The sequence below is a fragment of the Sphingomonas sp. CFBP 8760 genome, assembly GCF_014841615.1.
GTDB lineage: Bacteria > Pseudomonadota > Alphaproteobacteria > Sphingomonadales > Sphingomonadaceae > Sphingomonas.
This window is the reverse complement of the sequence record NZ_JACYUG010000014.1, coordinates 1-17,202: the sequence shown is the minus strand read 5'-3', so window position 1 is coordinate 17,202 and position 17,202 is coordinate 1. Positions and strand designations below refer to the sequence as shown.

The following is a 17,202-nucleotide window of genomic DNA, read 5'->3' as shown; positions in this document are numbered from 1 at the left end:
GGTCACGATCCGGTGACGGCGGTCCCTTCGGTCCACGATCGCTGATCGCGGGGCAGGCGGCCGCCCGGATCGAACACCGTCGCGCGGGTCGGCAGGTCCGGGCCCCAGCGCCACAGGATCAGATTGTCGTCGCTCGCCCCCGCGCCGGGGGCGAAACTGGGCACGAGCATCCCGGCATGGCCGCCCGCCTTCATCGCATCGACCACTGCCCAGGAGGGCGCGTCGCGCCCGGCGCGCAGACAGGTCAGCCAGCCACAGGCGAGATCGGCCAGCGCCACGCCCAGCGCCGCCCGGTCCGTCTCGGTCCGCAGGTCGGCGACGGGGGTGCAGTCGATATCATATTCGCACATCGTCAGCGGGTGCAGGCGCCGGCCGAACCCCTGGGTGCATTCGTTGACGGCGGTCATGATCGACAGCGACAGATACAGCGTCGGCTCGCCCCGGCGATTGAAGCGCCCCCCGGTCTTCGCCGCGCCCGTGCCCGACAGGGGGGAGAAGGACCACATCGGATCGTGGCCCCGGTAGCAGCGACTGGCGAACCTCACCGTTCGCACGAAGACGCGAAGAGAAAAAAGTCTGGTTCGCGCGGAAGCGCGGAGGACGCAGAGGTATCGCGCGCGGGGCCGATCACAGAATTCATCATCGGCCGGGTTGGATAGCCGGATCGTGGGAAGGGCAAGGCCATGTTGTCCGCCACTCTCCGCGTCCTCCGCGCCTCCGCGTGAACCAAATCTTCTTTGCGACACTGCGCGAACATTCCTGCGACGCCCGGATATCGCTCAGGCGAAACCACCCAGCGCCAGATGGTCGAGATAGTCGCGGACCGCGCCGGCCTCACCGGCCTTCACCAGCGCCTCGGGCGTCCGCCCGTCGAGCGCGGGGATGGGTTGCGATCGATACCAGGCCATCGCCTGCGTCTCGCCGCCCGCCCAGTCGCGGATGCGCGCGACGATCTCCAGCATCTCGCGGACGCGGGACTGCGCGCGCGGCGCCGTCCGCCGTTCCGCCTTGCCGATCGTGGCGGCGCCCAGCCCGACCGTCTCGGCGAGCTGGCCCTTGGTCATGCGGAATATGTCCGCGACCCGCTCCATGTCGACGATGCCGCCCTGATCGAGGAAATGCGTCACGAACCCCTGACCCGCCAGTGCGATGGCCGGCGACATCGTTGCCGCTGCGCGTTTCCGGCCGATACCCTTAGCTTCGACGGCCATGTCCACTCTTTCGTCCAGTACAGGTCGATAATATGGGACATTACCGTCATCAGATCAAGTCATGCCCGCTGAACGGAGCATGGCGATACGCGTTCTCCGCCCATGACATATATTAAAGCGCGACCGATGGCATGATGGCGGCCAGCACCGCCCCGGCACCGCTGACCCCGATGCCCTCGATCGTCGTCATCAGCGACCGGGTCGACTGGCATCCCGATGACGGCATCGCCGATCCCCCCGCGCCGTGGCAGGCGGTGACCGACGCGCCCTTCGCGGTCACGGGCGGCTATCTGGAACGCCTGCCGCTCGCCTGCATCGCGGCCGACATCGTCGAGCGGGCGGAGATCTGGCACCACCGGGCGGGGCAGGGGCGATCGTCCCATGCCCCCGCCGGCCCCCGGCTCGGCTATCGCGGGTTTCCAATCGCCGATCCGGTCCCCCCGTTCGACAACCGCGCGATGCTGGAATTCGTGGCGACGCACGGCGCGCCGCATATCCTGGTCGTCTACGGACTGGGGGTCGCACCGACGCTGCTGGCGGCGTGCGCCAACAGCATCATCCTGTACAACTCGATCGACGCGCCGGCGCTGCGCGTCCCCCCGGAGGTCAGCGCCCGCTTCGATCTGGTGCTGACCGGCGCGCCGTGGCAGTCCGACGAGGTCGAGGCGCGCCATCCTGGCATGGCGACCGCGATCATGCCGGTCGGCCCCGAATTCGCCGCGATCGACCAATTCCGGCCGCTGGACGGCCCCAGGGACTATGACCTGATCTACGTCGCCGCGGCGCAGGGGTACAAGCAGCACGACCTGCTGCTGGATGCGCTGGAGACGCTGCCGCGCGACGTGCGCGGACTGTTCGTGTTCGGGTACGGCGAGGAGGCGGATCGGCTGCGCGCCCGGATCGCCGATGCCGGCCTGTCGGTCGACTGCATCGGCCCGCCGGGGGTGGGGTTCGACGCGGTCAACCGGCTGATGAACCGCGCGCGGTTCGGCATGGTGTGCGGGCGCGACGACGGCGCCCCCGCGATCCTGACCGAATATATGCTCGCCGGCCTGCCGGTGCTCTGCAATGCGGAGCTGGTCTGCGGGCGGCAGTTCATCCTGCCGGAGACGGGACGGTTCTTCGATCCCGCCGATCTGGCCGCCGCGATCATGGCGATGCGCGCGGAAACCGGCCGATGTTTCCCGCGGGAAACGTCGCTGGCGCGGTGGACGTGGCCGCACACCATCGCGCGGCTGCGACCATTGCTGGCGCAGGCCGCACAGAAAAAATCCTGTGATTTGATCTGCGTTAGTTGAGTTCATCGATGCCGCGGCCCACACCCGTCGGATCAGATGGAGAACGATGTGCATGGTCCGTCCCGGTCCGTCGATGAAGCGCCGGCCCATCCCGTTTCCGCCCCGCTGATCTGTTTCTCTCATCTGCGCTGGGATTTCGTGACCCAGCGGCCGCAGCACCTGATGAAGCGGTTCGCGGCCGAACGCCGCGTGTTCTTCTGGGAAGAACCGATCGGCTGCGATCATCCGCTGCCCTATCTCGAACATCATCCCTTTCCCGCCGACGGCGTCATCGCGCTGCGCCCGCGCGTGCCGCACTGGTGGAACCGCGAACAGGTGGAGGAAGGGCTGCGCGGTCTGCTCGACATGCTGGTCGCGACGGCCATGCCGGCGGACCCGGTGCTGTGGTTCTACACGCCGATGATGCTGGGGTTCGCGGGGCATCTGCGATCGTCGCTGGTCGTCTATGACTGTATGGACGAGCTGGCCGCGTTCGCCTTCGCCGATCCGCTGCTGGTCGAGCGCGAGGCGACGCTGATCGCGCGCGCCGATGTGATGTTCACCGGCGGGTACAGCCTGTACGAGGCGAAGCGCGACCGCCACGACGCGATCACGCCCTTCCCCTCAGCGGTCGACGTCGCGCATTTCGCCGCAGCGCGGGGGGACGTGGCGGAGGCGGCGGACCAGCACGCGATCATGGGTCCGAAACTGGGCTTCTACGGCGTGATCGACGAGCGGATCGATCTGGCGCTGGTCGATGCCCTCGCCGCGGCGCGGCCCGACTGGCAGGTCGTGATGGTCGGCCCGGTGGTGAAGATCGATCCCGCCACGCTGCCGCGGCGGCCCAATCTTCACTGGCTGGGCAACCGGCATTATGACGAGTTGCCCGCCTACCTGACCGGCTGGTCGGTCGCGCTGATGCCGTTCGCGATCAACGCCGCCACCCGCTTCATCAGCCCGACCAAGACCCCCGAATATCTCGCAGCGGGCAAGCCGGTGGTATCGACCCCGATCGTCGACGTGATCCGCCATTATGGCGACCTGACCGGCGTGACCATCGCGGCCGATGCCCCGGCGTTCGTCGTGACCTGCGAGGCGGCGCTGGCGTTGCCGGTGGACGGCGCGTGGCGGGACGAGGCGGATGCGCTGCTGGCGGCGACCTCATGGGATCGCACCTTCGCGGGCATAAAGGCGAGGATGGTGCCGCGTCACGCGCCTCCCGCATCCCCCGCCGCCCCCGCGATCCACCCCGCCGGGCGCCGCCCGCATTACGACGCGCTGGTGGTCGGCGCGGGCTTCGCCGGATCGGTGCTGGCCGAGCGGCTGGCGGCGGGATCGGGCAAGCGCGTGCTGGTGATCGACAAGCGCCCGCACATCGCCGGCAACGCGTTCGACCATCATGACGCGGCGGGCATCATGGTCCATCGCTACGGCCCCCACATCTTCCACACCAACAGCGACGAGGTGTTCGCCTACCTCTCGCGCTTCACCAAATGGCGGCCCTACGAGCATCGCGTGCTGGCCAGCGTGGGGACCAAGCTGGTGCCGATCCCGATCAACCGCACCACGCTCAACACGCTCTACGGCCTCGACCTGCACGACGAGGCCGCGGCGGCCGCGTTCCTCGCCGCACGCGCCGAACCGCGCGAAATTCGCACCTCGGAGGATGTCGTCGTCGCGGCGGTGGGACAGGAACTCTACGAGACGTTCTTCCGCGGCTACACGCGCAAGCAATGGGGCCTCGATCCGTCCAAACTGGACAAGGCGGTGACCGCGCGGGTCCCGACCCGCACCGATACCGACGACCGCTATTTCACCGACCGGCATCAGGCGATGCCGCTGCACGGCTATACCGCAATGTTCGAGGCGATGCTCGATCACCCGAACATCACCGTGCAGACCGGGGTAGATGTTGCCGATTGCGACGTGCGTGCGGACCACACCGTGTTCACCGGCCCGGTCGACGAATATTTCGGCCATCGCTTCGGCCCGCTGCCCTATCGCAGCCTCGAATTCCGGCATGAGACGCATGACGTGGCCCGGTATCAGCCGGTCGCGGTCGTCAACTATCCGTCCCCCGATACGCCGTTCACGCGGATCACGGAGTATAAGCACCTGACCGGCCAGCAATCCCCGCGCACCAGCATCAGCTACGAGATTCCGCGGGGCGAGGGCGATCCCTATTACCCGGTTCCGCGCCCGGAAAACCAGGCGCTGTACCGGCGCTATGCCGCGCTCGCCGATGCGCTGCCCGATGTCAGTTTCGTCGGCCGGCTGGCGACGTACCGCTATTACAACATGGACCAGGTGGTCGGGCAGGCGCTGGCGACCTATCGGCGCCTCGCCTCCCGCATCGAACCGGCATCCGTCGCCGCATGACCATCCGATCAAGGCTGTTTCTCGTCACCGAAAGCCCGGCGCCGTCCGGCGTGGGCGAGCATATGCTGACGCTGGCGGAGGGGCTGCGCGGCGACCATGACATCGTGATCGCCGCGACCCCCGCGTCGGGCCTGCTGCCCCGCGCCCGTGCGCGCGGCCTGACGGTGAAGGCGATCGACCCCGGCGACATCGCGGACCTGTCGCGCTGGTTCGCCCGCACGCGGCCGGATATCGTCCACGTCCATGCCGGTATCGGCTGGGAAGGCCATGCCAGCGCGCAGGCCGCGCATGATGCCGGCGCCCGCGTGGTCCGTACCGAGCATCTCCCCTATCTGCTGACCGATGCGGACCAGTGCGCCGTGCATCGGGCCGGCCTGAGCCATGTCGACCGGCTGATCGCGGTGTCCGATGCGGTCGCCGACAGCCACGCCCGTGCCGAACTCGGCAACCGGCTGGCGACGATCCCCAACGGCGTCGCCCCGCCGGCCGCCCCGACGAAACCGCGCGCGACCCTGCGGCGATATTGGGGACTGGACGACGGCCCGGTATTGCTGATGGCGGCGCGCTTCGCCGAGCAGAAGGATCACCGCCTGATCCTCGACGCGATGCCCGCGATCCGCGCCGCGCATCCGCGCGTCACGCTGCTGCTGGCGGGCGAGGGGCCCCTGAAATGGACGATCGCGCGCGAGATCGCGGCACGCGGCCTCGCCGGATCGGTGCGGATGCTGGGCCAGCGGGGCGACCTGCCCGATCTGATGGCTGCGGCCGACCTGCTGGTGCTGCCCTCGCGGTTCGAGGGGCTGTCGCTGGTCGCGCTGGAGGCGATGGCGGCCGGCCTGCCCGTCGTCGCCAGCGACGCGCCGGGCAATGCCGGGATGCTGGACCATGGCCGCTCCGGCTGGCTCGCCCCCGCCGGCGATGCGGCCGCATTCGCCGCGACGGTGATCGACGCGCTGTCCGACCATGACCGGCTGCGTACCGTCGCCGCGACGGCGAGCGACCACCAGCGCACCCATTACGACGCCGACCGCATGATCCGCGACACTGCCGCGATCTATGCCGAGGAAACCAGTGGCGCACCGCGCCCGGACGGGACACGCATGACCAGAATCGGCTTCATCGGCGCGGGCGGCATCGCCCATCGCCATTTCGGCGTGCTCGAACGGTTCGAGGACGTGGCGATCGTCGCCATCGCCGATGTCGACGGCGCCCGCGCCGACGAGGCGGCCGCGCGGTTCGGCGCGCAGGCCTTCACCGATATCGACGCGATGCTGGATGCGGTCGAGGTCGATGCGCTCTACATCTGCGTGCCGCCCTTCGCGCACGGCGCCCCCGAACGCGCCGCGATCGCGCGGGGACTGCCCTTCTTCGTCGAGAAGCCCGTCGCGCTCGATCTGCCCACCGCCGAGGCGATCGCGGTCGACGTGGCGGCCGCGAACCTCGTCACCGCGGTCGGCTATCACTGGCGCTATCTCGATACGGTGGACGAGGTGCGCGGGTTGCTGGCGCATAATCCGGCGCGGCTGATGTCGGGCTACTGGCTCGATTCCACGCCGCCCCCGCAATGGTGGTGGCATCAGGACCAGTCGGGCGGGCAGATGGTCGAGCAGACCACGCACCTGATCGATCTGGCGCGGTATCTGGCGGGCGACGTGACCCACGTGTTCGGCCTCGCCGGCCATACGGCCCGCGCCGAATTTCTCGGTCTCGACGTACCGACCGTCAGCACCGCCAGCCTGCAGTTCGCGAGCGGCGCGATCGCCAATTTCGCCTCGACCTGCCTGCTCGGCTGGAACCACCGCGTCGGCCTGCACCTGTTCGGCGACCGGCTGGCGGTGGAGATCACCGACCGCGAACTGATGGTCGATGTCGGGCGCGGCCGGCCGGTGCGCGGTACGCAGGGCGATCCCGTCTGGCACGAGGACCGCGACTTCATCGACGCGGTACAGGGCAAGGAGAACCGTATCCGCTGCCCCTATGCCGACGCGGTCGAAACCCACCGCGTCGCGCTGGCGATCGGTGAATCCGCGCGCACGGGCGCCGCGATCATGCTGGAGGAACTGATATGAGCGAGTGGCGCCATATCCGCTCGCTGGGCGTCGAACGGCCCGGCGAGGCGTATCTGCACGGCTATGACGAGGGACCGCCCGGCGACGGGCAGGTCCGGCTCGACATGCTCTACACGGGCTTTTCCGCCGGCACCGAGCTGACCTTCGTCAAGAACACCAACCCCTATCTCCACGCACGCTGGGACGCGGGCCGCGGCGTGTTCGTTCACGGCGAGCCGCAGCAGCATTATCCGGTGCCGTTCCTGGGTTACATGGAATCCGCGCGCGTCGTGGAATCGCGGGCGTGGGACTATACCCCCGGCGACACGATCGGCGCCGTCTTCGGGCACAAGACCGGCCACACCGCCGATCCCTTCCACGACGTGCTGACGAAGCTGCCGCCCGCGATCGACCCGATCCTCGGCATCTATGTCGGCCAGATGGGGCCGATCGCCGCCAACGGCATCCTCCATGCCGATGCCGAGATGCTGGGGCCGACCGCGCCCTTCTTCGGCGCGGGCGTGAAGGACCGGCCGGTGCTGGTGATCGGCGCAGGGGTGGTCGGGCTGTTCGTGGCGCTGTTCGCGCAGCGCGCGGGCGCCAGCGAGGTGGTGATCGCCGACCCTTCCGAATTCCGCCGTACCCGCGCCGCCTGCCTCGGGCTGGTGCCGATGGTCGAGGCGGATGCCTGGGCCTATGCCAAATCGCGCTGGCATCATGGCGGCGACGATCGCGGGGCCGATCTCGTCTTCCAGACCCGCGCCGACAGCGCCTCGCTCCACGCCGCGATGCAGGCGCTGCGCCCGCAGGGCACGGTGATCGACCTCGCCTTCTATCAGGGCGGCGCCGACCGGTTGCGGCTGGGCGAGGAGTTCCATCACAACGGCCTCAACCTCCGCTGCGCGCAGATCAACCGCGTGCCGCGCGGCATGGCGACGGCATGGAACAAGCGCCGGCTGGCGAACGAGACGGTCGCCTTGCTGGCAGAGCGTGGCGACGCGATCCGCGCGCAGCTCATCACCCATGTCGTGCCGATCGAGGAAGCACCGGACTTCCTGCGCCACCTGATCGCGGACCGGCCGGAGTTCCTCCAGATCGTGTTCAAGGGCGTCAATTGATCCGGCGTCACCCGTCCCGTCGTTCGAGGCGGGACCTGTGCAAGACCCGCTCCACCACCCCGGCGGAGGCCGGGGTCCAGTTGGGATAGCCATCGTGGGTCATCATCACCGTTCGCCCAACTGGGCCCCGGCCTCCGCCGGGGTGGTGGCTCTGGCAGGATGGAAGCGTATTTTCGCGAAGGCCCCGCTCAAGGCCGGGGCTACCACGACAGGCTGGCAGGAAACGTCGATTGATCCCTGATACCGCCCCCCCGATGCGCATCCTGTTCGTCTTCGCCTGGCTGGTCGTGGGCGGCGAGGAGACCGAGGTGCGGCTGCTCGCGCAATCGCTCGACCCCGCGCGTCACACGATCGACGTCGTCGCCTGCTTCCATAAACCGGGGATGCCCGACCAGACGCACGCGCAGCTGACCGCGATCGGGGCGCGGGTCGACACCACCCCCTATCACCTGTCGTTCGACGAAACGGTCGCGTACCTCGCCAGTATCGTCCCCGGCTATGACGCGGTGGTGTCGTGCCAGAACGTCGCCGATATCTACCCAGCGCTCGAACGCCTGCACCTGCGCCCGCCCCTGATCGAGCATGGCGGGCTGGTATCGGAGGCACTGGCCGGCCCCAAGCATTTCACCAGCCGCTATGTCGGCGTCTGCGCGTCGATCCGCGATGCCGCGGCGTCGCGAATGCCGGGGCGGGAGGGGGATGCGATCGAAATCCCCTCGATGGTGGACATGTCGGCCTATCGACCTGTCGACAGGTCGACGATGCGGAGGGCACTGGGCATCGGCGATACCGTGCCGCTGATCGGCTGGGTCGGCCGGCTGGATGCCAAGAAGCGGGTCGAGGACTTCATCGCCGCAGCCGCGCTCGTCCATGCCGTCCGCCCCGATGCGCGCTTCCTCGTCATCGGCGGGGCGGATGCCTTCATGCCCGATTATGCCGACCGCTTGCGCAAACAGGCGCAGGCGGCGGGGCTGGCCGGCGCGCTGACCTTCCTCGGCGACCGCAGCGACCTCCCGGCGCTGCTCGCGGCGCTCGACATCTTCGTCTGGCTGTCGCGCGGGGAGGGGATGCCCCACGTCATCGCCGAGGCGGGCGCGGCCTCGCTGCCGGTGATCGCCACCCCCGACAATGGCGCGCTCCAGCAGATCGAGGACGGCACCAGCGGCCTGTTCGTGCCGCATGAGGACCCGCCGGCCGTCGCCGCGGCGATGCTGCGCCTGATCGACGATGCGCCCCTGCGCCGCCAGTTGGGCACGGCGCTCCACGCGAAGGTCGCCCGCGACTATGCGGTCGAGGTGGTGGTGCCGCAGTGGCAGCGCCTGTTCGATGCGGTCCGCCGCCCGGTGCCGCCTGCGCCCGAGCCGCTGTTCCGCAGCTTCTGGCAGGGCGGGTTCGAATGCTCTACGCATCGCCGCGCCCATGATCGCCGGCGGGTCGACGTGATCGCCGCCACCCGCCACGACGTACAAGCGGAGCATGATTACCGTACGCTCCACCCGCACGGCATCCGCACCGTCCGCGACGGCCTGCGCTGGCACCTGATCGAGCCGACCCCCGGCGTCTATGACTGGTCCAGCCTCGACCATCAGCTCGCCGGCGCAGCCGCCAGCGGGACGGAGGTGATCTGGGACCTGCTTCATTATGGCTGGCCCGACGATGTCGATGTGTGGAGCCCCGCCTTCGTCACCCGCTTCGCCGCCTTCGCCACCGCAGCCGCACAGGTGATCGCCGCGCGGACGACGGGCACGCGCTTCTATTGTCCGGTCAACGAGATCTCGTTCCTGTCATGGGGCGGGGGCGACGCCGCCTACCTCAACCCCTTCGCGCGCGGCCGCGGCTACGAGCTGAAGGTGCAGCTGGCCCGCGCCGCGATCGTCGCGATGGACGCCATTCGCCGCATCGATCCGGCCGCACGCTTCGTCCATGTCGATCCGGTCATCAACGTCATCACCGATCCGCACCGACCATGGGACGCCCCCCATGCAGAGGGGCACCGGCAGGCGCAGTTCCAGGGGTGGGACCTGATTTCAGGCCGCATCTGGCCGCAGATCGGCGGACGGCCCGACCTGCTCGATATCGTCGGCGTCAATTACTATCACAACAACCAGTGGATCCATGGCGGCCCGCCGATCGACCGCCACCATCCGCTCGCCAGACCGTTCCACCGCATCCTCGCCGACACCTATGCCCGCTATGGCCGCCCGATCTTCGTGGCGGAAACGGGAATCGAGGGCGACGAACGCCCGGTCTGGCTGGCGCATATCGCCGGCGAGGTCGACCGGGCGCGGGCACTGGGCGTGCCGGTGGCGGGCGTCTGCCTCTATCCGATCCTCGACCATCCCGGCTGGGACGACGAGCGGCCATGTCCCAACGGCCTGCTCCACACCGCCCCGGACGGCACCCGCCGCCCCGACCCCGCCTTTGCCGCGGCGCTGGCGGCGATCACCGGGTCTGCATGACCATGACCGCGTTGCGCTGGCGGCATGGCACGGGCACGCTATACCGGCGTTTCCGGAGAAACGCCCGAAGGCCGGATGGCCGATCGCCGCACCGGCCGTAGGAAAGATGGTGTTCAACGACAGGGGTAGGCAGTCATGACCGACACTCTGGAAGACGCGATCATCCTCGCCTGCACCGCGCATCGCGGGCAGTTCGACAAGGGCGGAGCCCCCTATATCCTTCACCCGCTGCGCGTCATGCTGGGGGTATCGGGGGACGAGCGGCGCATGGCTGCGGTGCTGCATGACGTGGTTGAAGATAGCGGGATCAATCCGGCGGTCATCGCGGCCCGGTTCGGCGATGACGTGGCGCAGGCGGTGGTCGCGCTCAGCCGGCGCGACGACGAGGATTACGACGCCTTCATCGAGCGCTGTGCCCGCAATCCGATCGCCCGCGACGTCAAACGCGCCGATATCGAGGACAATCTTGATCTTGCGCGCCTTACCCGGATCACCGCATCTGACCGTGAACGGGGGGCGAAATATCGTCGCGCCCTCGACCGGCTGGAAGCGATCGATGACGGGAACGGATGATCCGCCACTCCGCTTCCAGGTCAGGAGTATCCGAATGCCGATGTCGTCGATCGAGACATTGCGCCGCAAATATCCGGGGGACCCGGCATGGGCGCACTTCGCTGCCGTCTTCAGCGCCGATGCCGTGAACGGCCCGCAGGGTGCGGCCCGGTCCCTGCTTCCGGACGATCCCGGGCTGGCTGAAACCCTGATCGGCATGTTCGGTCGGGATGGCGGGCTGGCTCAATCGGCCAATCGATGTGCTGGACGGTCAGTCGCCTGCCCATATACTCTCGACCCATCCCGCCGGCTGCAGGATCGTTCGTCACGCCCTGATGCGTACGCCGGTGTAAGGGGATAACCCGATGCTCGCGTTCGATCACGCGCGGTCATGCTTTCTTCTCGACGGGATTGCCATCGGCCCCGGCGTGACGGCTGCACAGCTGACAGGATCACTGTCGGTCAGGATCGAACCCATGCCGGACAATCGCGCGTGAAGCTTCATCCGGGTCGATGATCGCCTTGTGAATGCATCCGTCACGTTTTTCGACGGCAAGGTGCATAGCGGCTGTTTCTGGATGTGCAGGCCAGGCGACAAATGGGAGGATTACGAGCATGCGGAACACGAACGTCGTGCCGGGCACGACCGTCTGATGAAGGCGATGTTCGGGGCCGTCCGGTTCGCGGATCACGCCATACGCGTGGAGCTGGTGCGCGATCCCCGATCGGGTCTGGAACAGATTGGTTTCGAGGTCCGGTAGACCCATGAGATTTCAGGATAAACAGGTATCGCACGAACGACGTTTCTCGATCGGCACCGATCGCCAAACGGGTGATCCCTATCTGTCGATCCCGGTCGGGAACGGGCTGGTCGATTACGAGGAATATTACCGCCTGACGTCCGATGAGCATCGATGCTTCGTCACCGACATCGCCGCGGCGACCGCGTTCGCAGGGGAATGTCGGCAGCGGCTGCGCGATGACCGGCTGATCCTGCCACCCGGCCGCGACCGCGGCGAGCCTTGGTGAGCGGCTGTCGGGCAGTCACCTCCGCTTCGTCTCCGGCATCGCGACCAGATAGAGGACGAAGCCGGTCGCGGCGATCACGGCGAGCGTCAGGAAGCCGGCGCTGTAGCCCGCCCAGACGATGATCGATCCGGCCAGCGTCGCCGACAGGGCCGCGCCCAGCCCCTGTGCGGTCGCGACCGCGCCCTGGCTGACGTTGAACCGGCCCGATCCCCTGGTCAGGTCGGCGATGACGACGGGAAACAGCGCGCCGAAGATGCCCGCGCCGATCCCGTCCAGCGCCTGCACCCCCACCAGCCACCACGGATCGTTCGATACGGTGTAGAGCGCCCCGCGCACGGCGAGGAAGCCGAACGCGACGAGGAAGATCGGCTTGGTCCCCCAGCGTTCGGTGTTGCGCCCGACGACAATCGCCACCGGCACCATCACCAGTTGCGCCGCGACGATGCACGCCGCGGTCAGCGAGGTGGCCTGATCCTTGCCCACCGTCTTCGCCAGCAACTGCCCGACCGAGGTGAGCATCGCCGCATTGGCGAGGTGGAAGGTGAAGGCGATGCCCGCGAAGATCATCAGCGGCCGGTTCTCGATCAGGCAGCGCCATGCGCCCGGCTGCGCGCAATCCTCGCCACCGTCCCCGTCGGGCTCGCAGTCGAGGCCACGGGCGACGGCATTGTCGATGTCGCCGTTCCTGATCCGCATCGCGACCGCGATGCTCGCCACGGTCAGCGCGGCCATCAGCCAGAACACCACCACCGGGCCGAACGACCAGGCCAGCACCCCCGCCAGCCCGGCCGACACCGCGTTGCCGGCATGGTTGAACGCCTCGTTCCGGCCTACCCGGCGCGCGAACAGTTTCGGCCCGACCAGCCCGAGCGTGACCGCCGAGATGGCGGGCGCGAAGACCGCGCCGGCCGCGGCCGCGACCGACTGGGTGATCGCGACCATCGTGTAGCCGGACACGACCGGCAACGACACGCTGCTGAGCGTCACCAGCAGCGCAGCGATCATGATGATCCGCGGCTTGTTGCGCGCCCGGTCGATCAGCACCCCCGCCGGGGTCTGCGACAACAGGCCGACGATCCCCGCGATGGTCAGCACGACGCCGACCGTCGCCTCGTTCCAGCCATGGGCCGGCCCGCGCACCGCGATCAGATAGATGGCGAGATAGGGGCCGAGCCCGTCGCGCACGTCCGCCAGGAAGAAGTTGAGCACATCGAGCGTGCGGGTCGGCACCCGTCTATCCGCTCCGTCGCGCCCGTCCGGGTGCGTCGCCATCGTCATCGTCATTTCCCTTCAGCCCAGCATCAGCCGCGTGCCCAGCGCGGCGATCAGCGCGGGCACCATCGTCACCGCACCGACCTTCAGGAATTGCCGGAAGCCGACATCCTCGCCCTCGCGCCGGATCGCCTGCAGCCACAGGATGGTGGCGAGCGATCCGGTGATCGACAGATTGGGACCGAGATCGACGCCGATCAGCAGCGCATCCGTCACGATCCGGGGCGGCTGCGCCTGGGCCACCGCCATGCTGGCGAGCAGCCCCGCCGGCAGGTTGTTCATCGCGTTCGACCCGAAGGCCAGCACCGCCCCCGCGATCGCCGCGCCGTGCATCGGATCGGCCGACACCACCCGCAGCAGCGCGGCGATCTGGCCGGTCACCCCGGTCAGCGTCAGCGCCTCGACCAGCACGAACAGCCCGGCGACGAGCGGCAGCACGCTCCACGATACCGCCCGAAGCGGCACCAGCGGCGAGCCTCGCACCAGGGCGCAGACGCCCAGCGTCGTCGCGATCCCGGCCAGCGCGGTGGGCAGGCCGAGGGCGATGTCGAATGCGGACACCGCCAGCAGCAGCCCGGCGGTGCCGACGATCCCGGCCAGCGCCGCCCGCCCGCCGGCGGACAGGGACGTGCGCGCGATATCCGTGGCGCACGTCCCCGCGATCCGGCGTCGTTCGATCCAGCGCAACGCCAGGAACGTTACCACGATCGACGCGACCGAGGGTAGGGCGAACGACCCCAGCCATTCCCCCAGGGGCGGCATCGTGCCGCCATAGAGGACGATATTGGCGGGGTTGGAGATCGGCAGCACGAAACTGGCGGCATTGGCGATCAGCGCGCAGGCGAACAGCAGCGGCAACGGCTCCGCCCTGGCCTTGCGCGCCGCGGCATAGACGGCGGGCGTCAGCACGACGGCGGTGGCATCGTTGGACAGGAAGGTGGTGGTTACGATGCCGGCCGCATAGATCAGCAGGAACAGGCGGGGCGACGATCCGCGCGCATGGATCGCCGCGGTGGCCGCGACCCAGTCGAACAGGCCATGCTCGCGCGCGGTCTCGCTCAGCAGCATCATGCCGATCAGGAACAGATAGACGTCGAGGCCGCGCCCCACCGCCGTCCACGCCGCCCCCGGCGCGATCAGGCCGGCCAGCAACAGGACCGATGCCCCCGCGATCGCCCACACCGCCTCCGCCCAGCGGAACGGCCGGGCGACGACACCGCCGATCGCCGCGGCGCAGACGGACCAGGTGGCGACGACGGCAAGGCTCAACGGGATACTCCAGCCGCCGGCACTTCGGGCGGAGGACGCGCCGATAGCCGGGCGGGCCCAACTCAATCTGAACGGGGTGGGACAGCCGTCGGGGTCAGGACCGGGTGAGGACGCTGCCCGATCCGCGATAATAGGCGAAACCGAACCGCAGCGCGTGCCCCTCCGCCATCTTCCGGCTGCCAACCTCGAAGCTTTGCCCCGCCTTCATCCACATCCACACCTCCTCCTGGCTGTTCTTGTGCAGCTCCCATTTGTCGACATAGCTGGGGGTCATCCGCGTCTTGACGAAGGCGAACAGCTGGCTGCCCGACTGAACGATCGACAGCAGGAACGGGGTCATCAGGATCAGCACCCCCATATCGGCACCGCTCTGCGGCACCCCTGTCGCCCCGCCGTTCGCCTTGTCATAGGGGTGCGTGTGGAACGTCCCGACGACCCGGTAATGGGCGGCATCGCGTAGCTTGATGTCGGGCAGGAACAGGTGATGGTTGCTGTGCAGCACGCCGCGCTGCCCGCCGATGTTCTGGATCGACAGGGCGCCGTGGCGATCCGCGACGATCGTCCCGCCCTGTTCGTGCTGATGCCCGCCCGGAAAGCTGGCCCGCCACTGCGCCGCCATCGTCGCGACCATCGCCGGTGAAAGCCGCAGCATGTGCGGAGCCTGCGACGGCGTCTCCAGCGTCGCTATATCGGCCAGCAGCGTAGGGCCGGGATGGGTGGAAGGCGATGCCGTCACGTCAACTCCTTCGCTGAATCACCCTGCCGCAACGCATCGCGACGGATTTGGCTACACAAGCCGGTGCCGATGACCGGCTCTGCGTTCAGGCCGGCACCATCACCGACAGCAAATCGTCGACCAACCCGACGGCGAACGCGCTGAACTCGTCGCCGATCGCATAGGGCAGCAGGATGCGCCGGTCGTGCAGCATCCCGCCGCAGCTATAGGTGACGTTGGGCACATAGCCGCCACGCTGCTCTGCGCTGGGGAACAGCAGAGGCGAGGGGGTGCGCGCCAGCACCTTCGACGGATCGTCCTTGTCGAGCAGGCAGGCGCCAACGCAATAGCCCCGGACCATGCCGACGCCGTGGGTGAACACCAGCCAGCCCTCGTCGATCTCGATCGGAGAGCCGCAATTGCCCATCTGCACGAACTCCCACGGGTATTTCGGCGCCATGATCGGCGTACCGGTTTCCCAGGTGTAGAGATCGTCGGAGCGCAGGAGCCAGATGTTCTCGTTGTCCTGCCGCCCCAGCATCACGAACTGCCCGCCGATCCGGCGGGGGAACAGCGCCATGCCCTTGTATCCGGTCATCGCCCCGGTCAGCGGCCGCATCTCGACCGTGCGCAGGTCGATGCCGCGCAGCATCTCCTGCCGCGCGGCCTTGCCGTCATAGGCGGTATAGGTGCCGATGATGCTGCGCACGCCGTCATGATCGGTAAAGTTGACGAGGCGGAGATCCTCCACGCCCTGCCGCTGGCTGGGCAGGATAGGGAAGATGATCGTCTCGGACGCATCCTCGCTGTCGTCGCACACCAGTCGCACCCAGCCGTCGTCCTGCCGTTCGATCCGGGGGGGCACCGCCTCGGGGCTCGGCGGATCGATCACCAGCCGGTCGCCGGGACCCCATTCACCGGTGCGCAGCGTGATCGAAGAGATATGTCCCTCGCCAATTCCGCGCAGCGACAGGAGGAAAGGCACCGCCCCCGGCACCGAGGGGGTCAATTCGGTCAGTGTGACGACGCTGGGGTTGAACAGCGCAGCGGATTCGAAGGCATATTCCTGGCTGAAATAGGCGCCGATCAGCACGCGTTCGTCATGATCGAAATCCCCCTCACCGATATCCGGGCGCACTTCCTCGAAGCGGCGCAGCAGCACCTGCTCGGCATTGCGGTGCCGGTCGTTCATCGCGGTCAGCAGCAGGTCGCGCATCCGCGCCCGCATCGGGGCATCGAGTGCCTGGATACGATCGACCACCGCTTCGGGCCGTGGCGGATGGCCATCGGCGAAGGCGGCGGGGTAGCCGAAGCTGAACGGCCGGATCACGGTGCGCGAGGGATCGGGTTTCAGTTCGATATCAAGCGTCGTGAAGACATCGGCAGCGTTCATGGGTATCGGCCTTTTCGGGACAGTAGCGCGACCAGACAAGGTGCGCTGCCACCGGTAACGATCCCGGTCCGGCCACGATCCCCCCGAGGGTGGAAATCAGGTTTCGGCCGAAGTGCAGGCGGCTACTCCGCGGTCCGTGGATCACATGAGCCGGCGTCATCCTCGACGGTTGGGTCATAGGCAACGATCTGTTCTATACCGTTGCCCTGCCGGGAGAATTTCAGCACAAACGCAAAAAACCCCGGAGCGTGTAGCTGCCGAGGCGGTGGTGTGTGGTATATCGGGGGGATATGGTTGCGGGGACAGGATTTGAACCTGTGACCTTCAGGTTATGAGCCTGACGAGCTACCGGGCTGCTCCACCCCGCGGTGGCCGGCTTGTGTGTGCCGGCGTGTACCTGCCCCGTTGTGATGCGGGGGAGGGAGATGTGAATGGGTTCTGGTGCACATGTCCCATCGCCACGGGCTTCAATGCCTGGCG

Annotated in this window: 15 protein-coding genes and 1 tRNA gene; 8 read left to right on the top strand and 8 right to left on the bottom strand. The window is 68.3% G+C overall.

Going from position 1 to position 17,202, the window contains the following annotated elements; genetic code table 11:
- Positions 1-2: 2 nt before the first annotated feature.
- Together IFT82_RS15460 and IFT82_RS15455 are read right to left on the bottom strand one after the other, a co-directional pair.
- On the bottom strand, positions 3-545 hold the full coding sequence (locus tag IFT82_RS15460; RefSeq protein WP_192128432.1) for an RES domain-containing protein: 543 nt from the start codon (positions 543-545) through the stop codon (positions 3-5).
- Between the two features lie 234 nt (positions 546-779).
- Complete coding sequence (locus IFT82_RS15455; protein WP_244646825.1) at positions 780-1,211, bottom strand: antitoxin Xre/MbcA/ParS toxin-binding domain-containing protein; 432 nt, start codon at positions 1,209-1,211, stop codon at positions 780-782.
- A gap of 131 nt (positions 1,212-1,342) precedes the next feature.
- Between IFT82_RS15455 and IFT82_RS15450 the strand changes: the two genes are divergently transcribed.
- The 7 genes from IFT82_RS15450 (at position 1,343) to IFT82_RS21510 (ending at position 11,397) form a co-directional block, all read left to right on the top strand.
- Positions 1,343-2,509, top strand: coding sequence for a glycosyltransferase (locus tag IFT82_RS15450; protein ID WP_244646824.1), 1,167 nt, complete (start codon positions 1,343-1,345; stop codon positions 2,507-2,509).
- A 162-nt stretch (positions 2,510-2,671) separates the two neighbouring features.
- Entirely contained in the window at positions 2,672-4,867 is a 2,196-nt protein-coding gene (glf, locus tag IFT82_RS15445) for a UDP-galactopyranose mutase (RefSeq protein ID WP_192128551.1), read from the top strand.
- On the top strand, positions 4,864-6,936 hold the full coding sequence (locus IFT82_RS15440) for a glycosyltransferase (RefSeq protein ID WP_199860527.1): 2,073 nt from the start codon (positions 4,864-4,866) through the stop codon (positions 6,934-6,936). The genes glf and IFT82_RS15440 overlap by 4 nt, the downstream gene beginning before the upstream one ends.
- Positions 6,933-8,033, top strand: a complete 1,101-nt coding sequence (locus tag IFT82_RS20465) for a zinc-dependent alcohol dehydrogenase (protein WP_199860526.1) — start codon at positions 6,933-6,935, stop codon at positions 8,031-8,033. Before IFT82_RS15440 ends, IFT82_RS20465 begins: the two co-directional genes overlap by 4 nt.
- A 230-nt stretch (positions 8,034-8,263) precedes the next feature.
- Positions 8,264-10,492, top strand: coding sequence for a glycosyltransferase family 4 protein (locus IFT82_RS15435; protein WP_244646822.1), 2,229 nt, complete (start codon positions 8,264-8,266; stop codon positions 10,490-10,492).
- 135 nt (positions 10,493-10,627) lie between these two features.
- Positions 10,628-11,065 (top strand): HD domain-containing protein, encoded by a 438-nt coding sequence (locus tag IFT82_RS15430; protein WP_192128430.1) that lies wholly within the window; start codon positions 10,628-10,630, stop codon positions 11,063-11,065.
- Between the two features lie 209 nt (positions 11,066-11,274).
- Positions 11,275-11,397, top strand: a complete 123-nt coding sequence (locus IFT82_RS21510; protein ID WP_192128428.1) for an antitoxin Xre/MbcA/ParS toxin-binding domain-containing protein — start codon at positions 11,275-11,277, stop codon at positions 11,395-11,397.
- 99 nt (positions 11,398-11,496) lie between these two features.
- On the opposite strand, the gene IFT82_RS15420 is transcribed toward IFT82_RS21510, so the two are convergent.
- Complete coding sequence (locus IFT82_RS15420) at positions 11,497-11,811, bottom strand: hypothetical protein (protein WP_192128426.1); 315 nt, start codon at positions 11,809-11,811, stop codon at positions 11,497-11,499.
- Between IFT82_RS15420 and IFT82_RS15415 the strand changes: the two genes are divergently transcribed.
- Positions 11,810-12,073 carry a hypothetical protein gene (locus IFT82_RS15415; RefSeq protein WP_192128424.1) on the top strand — a complete coding sequence of 88 codons (264 nt, stop codon included), beginning with the start codon at positions 11,810-11,812 and terminating at the stop codon, positions 12,071-12,073. The two genes, IFT82_RS15420 and IFT82_RS15415, sit on opposite strands and share 2 nt — an antisense overlap.
- A gap of 15 nt (positions 12,074-12,088) precedes the next feature.
- Here IFT82_RS15415 and IFT82_RS15410 read toward each other — a convergent pair whose 3' ends face one another.
- From IFT82_RS15410 to IFT82_RS15390, 5 genes are all read right to left on the bottom strand, one after another.
- A complete protein-coding gene (locus IFT82_RS15410) occupies positions 12,089-13,345 on the bottom strand; it encodes an MFS transporter (protein ID WP_244646820.1) in 1,257 nt (418 codons plus the stop codon).
- 18 nt (positions 13,346-13,363) lie between these two features.
- Positions 13,364-14,614, bottom strand: a complete 1,251-nt coding sequence (locus IFT82_RS15405; RefSeq protein WP_192128420.1) for an arsenic transporter — start codon at positions 14,612-14,614, stop codon at positions 13,364-13,366.
- 94 nt (positions 14,615-14,708) lie between these two features.
- Positions 14,709-15,350, bottom strand: a complete 642-nt coding sequence (locus tag IFT82_RS15400; RefSeq protein WP_192128418.1) for a hypothetical protein — start codon at positions 15,348-15,350, stop codon at positions 14,709-14,711.
- Positions 15,351-15,435: 85 nt separating this feature from the next.
- Positions 15,436-16,722, bottom strand: coding sequence for a glycoside hydrolase family 130 protein (locus IFT82_RS15395; RefSeq protein WP_192128416.1), 1,287 nt, complete (start codon positions 16,720-16,722; stop codon positions 15,436-15,438).
- Positions 16,723-17,013: 291 nt separating this feature from the next.
- Positions 17,014-17,090 (bottom strand) — tRNA-Met (locus tag IFT82_RS15390).
- Positions 17,091-17,202 lie beyond the last annotated feature (112 nt).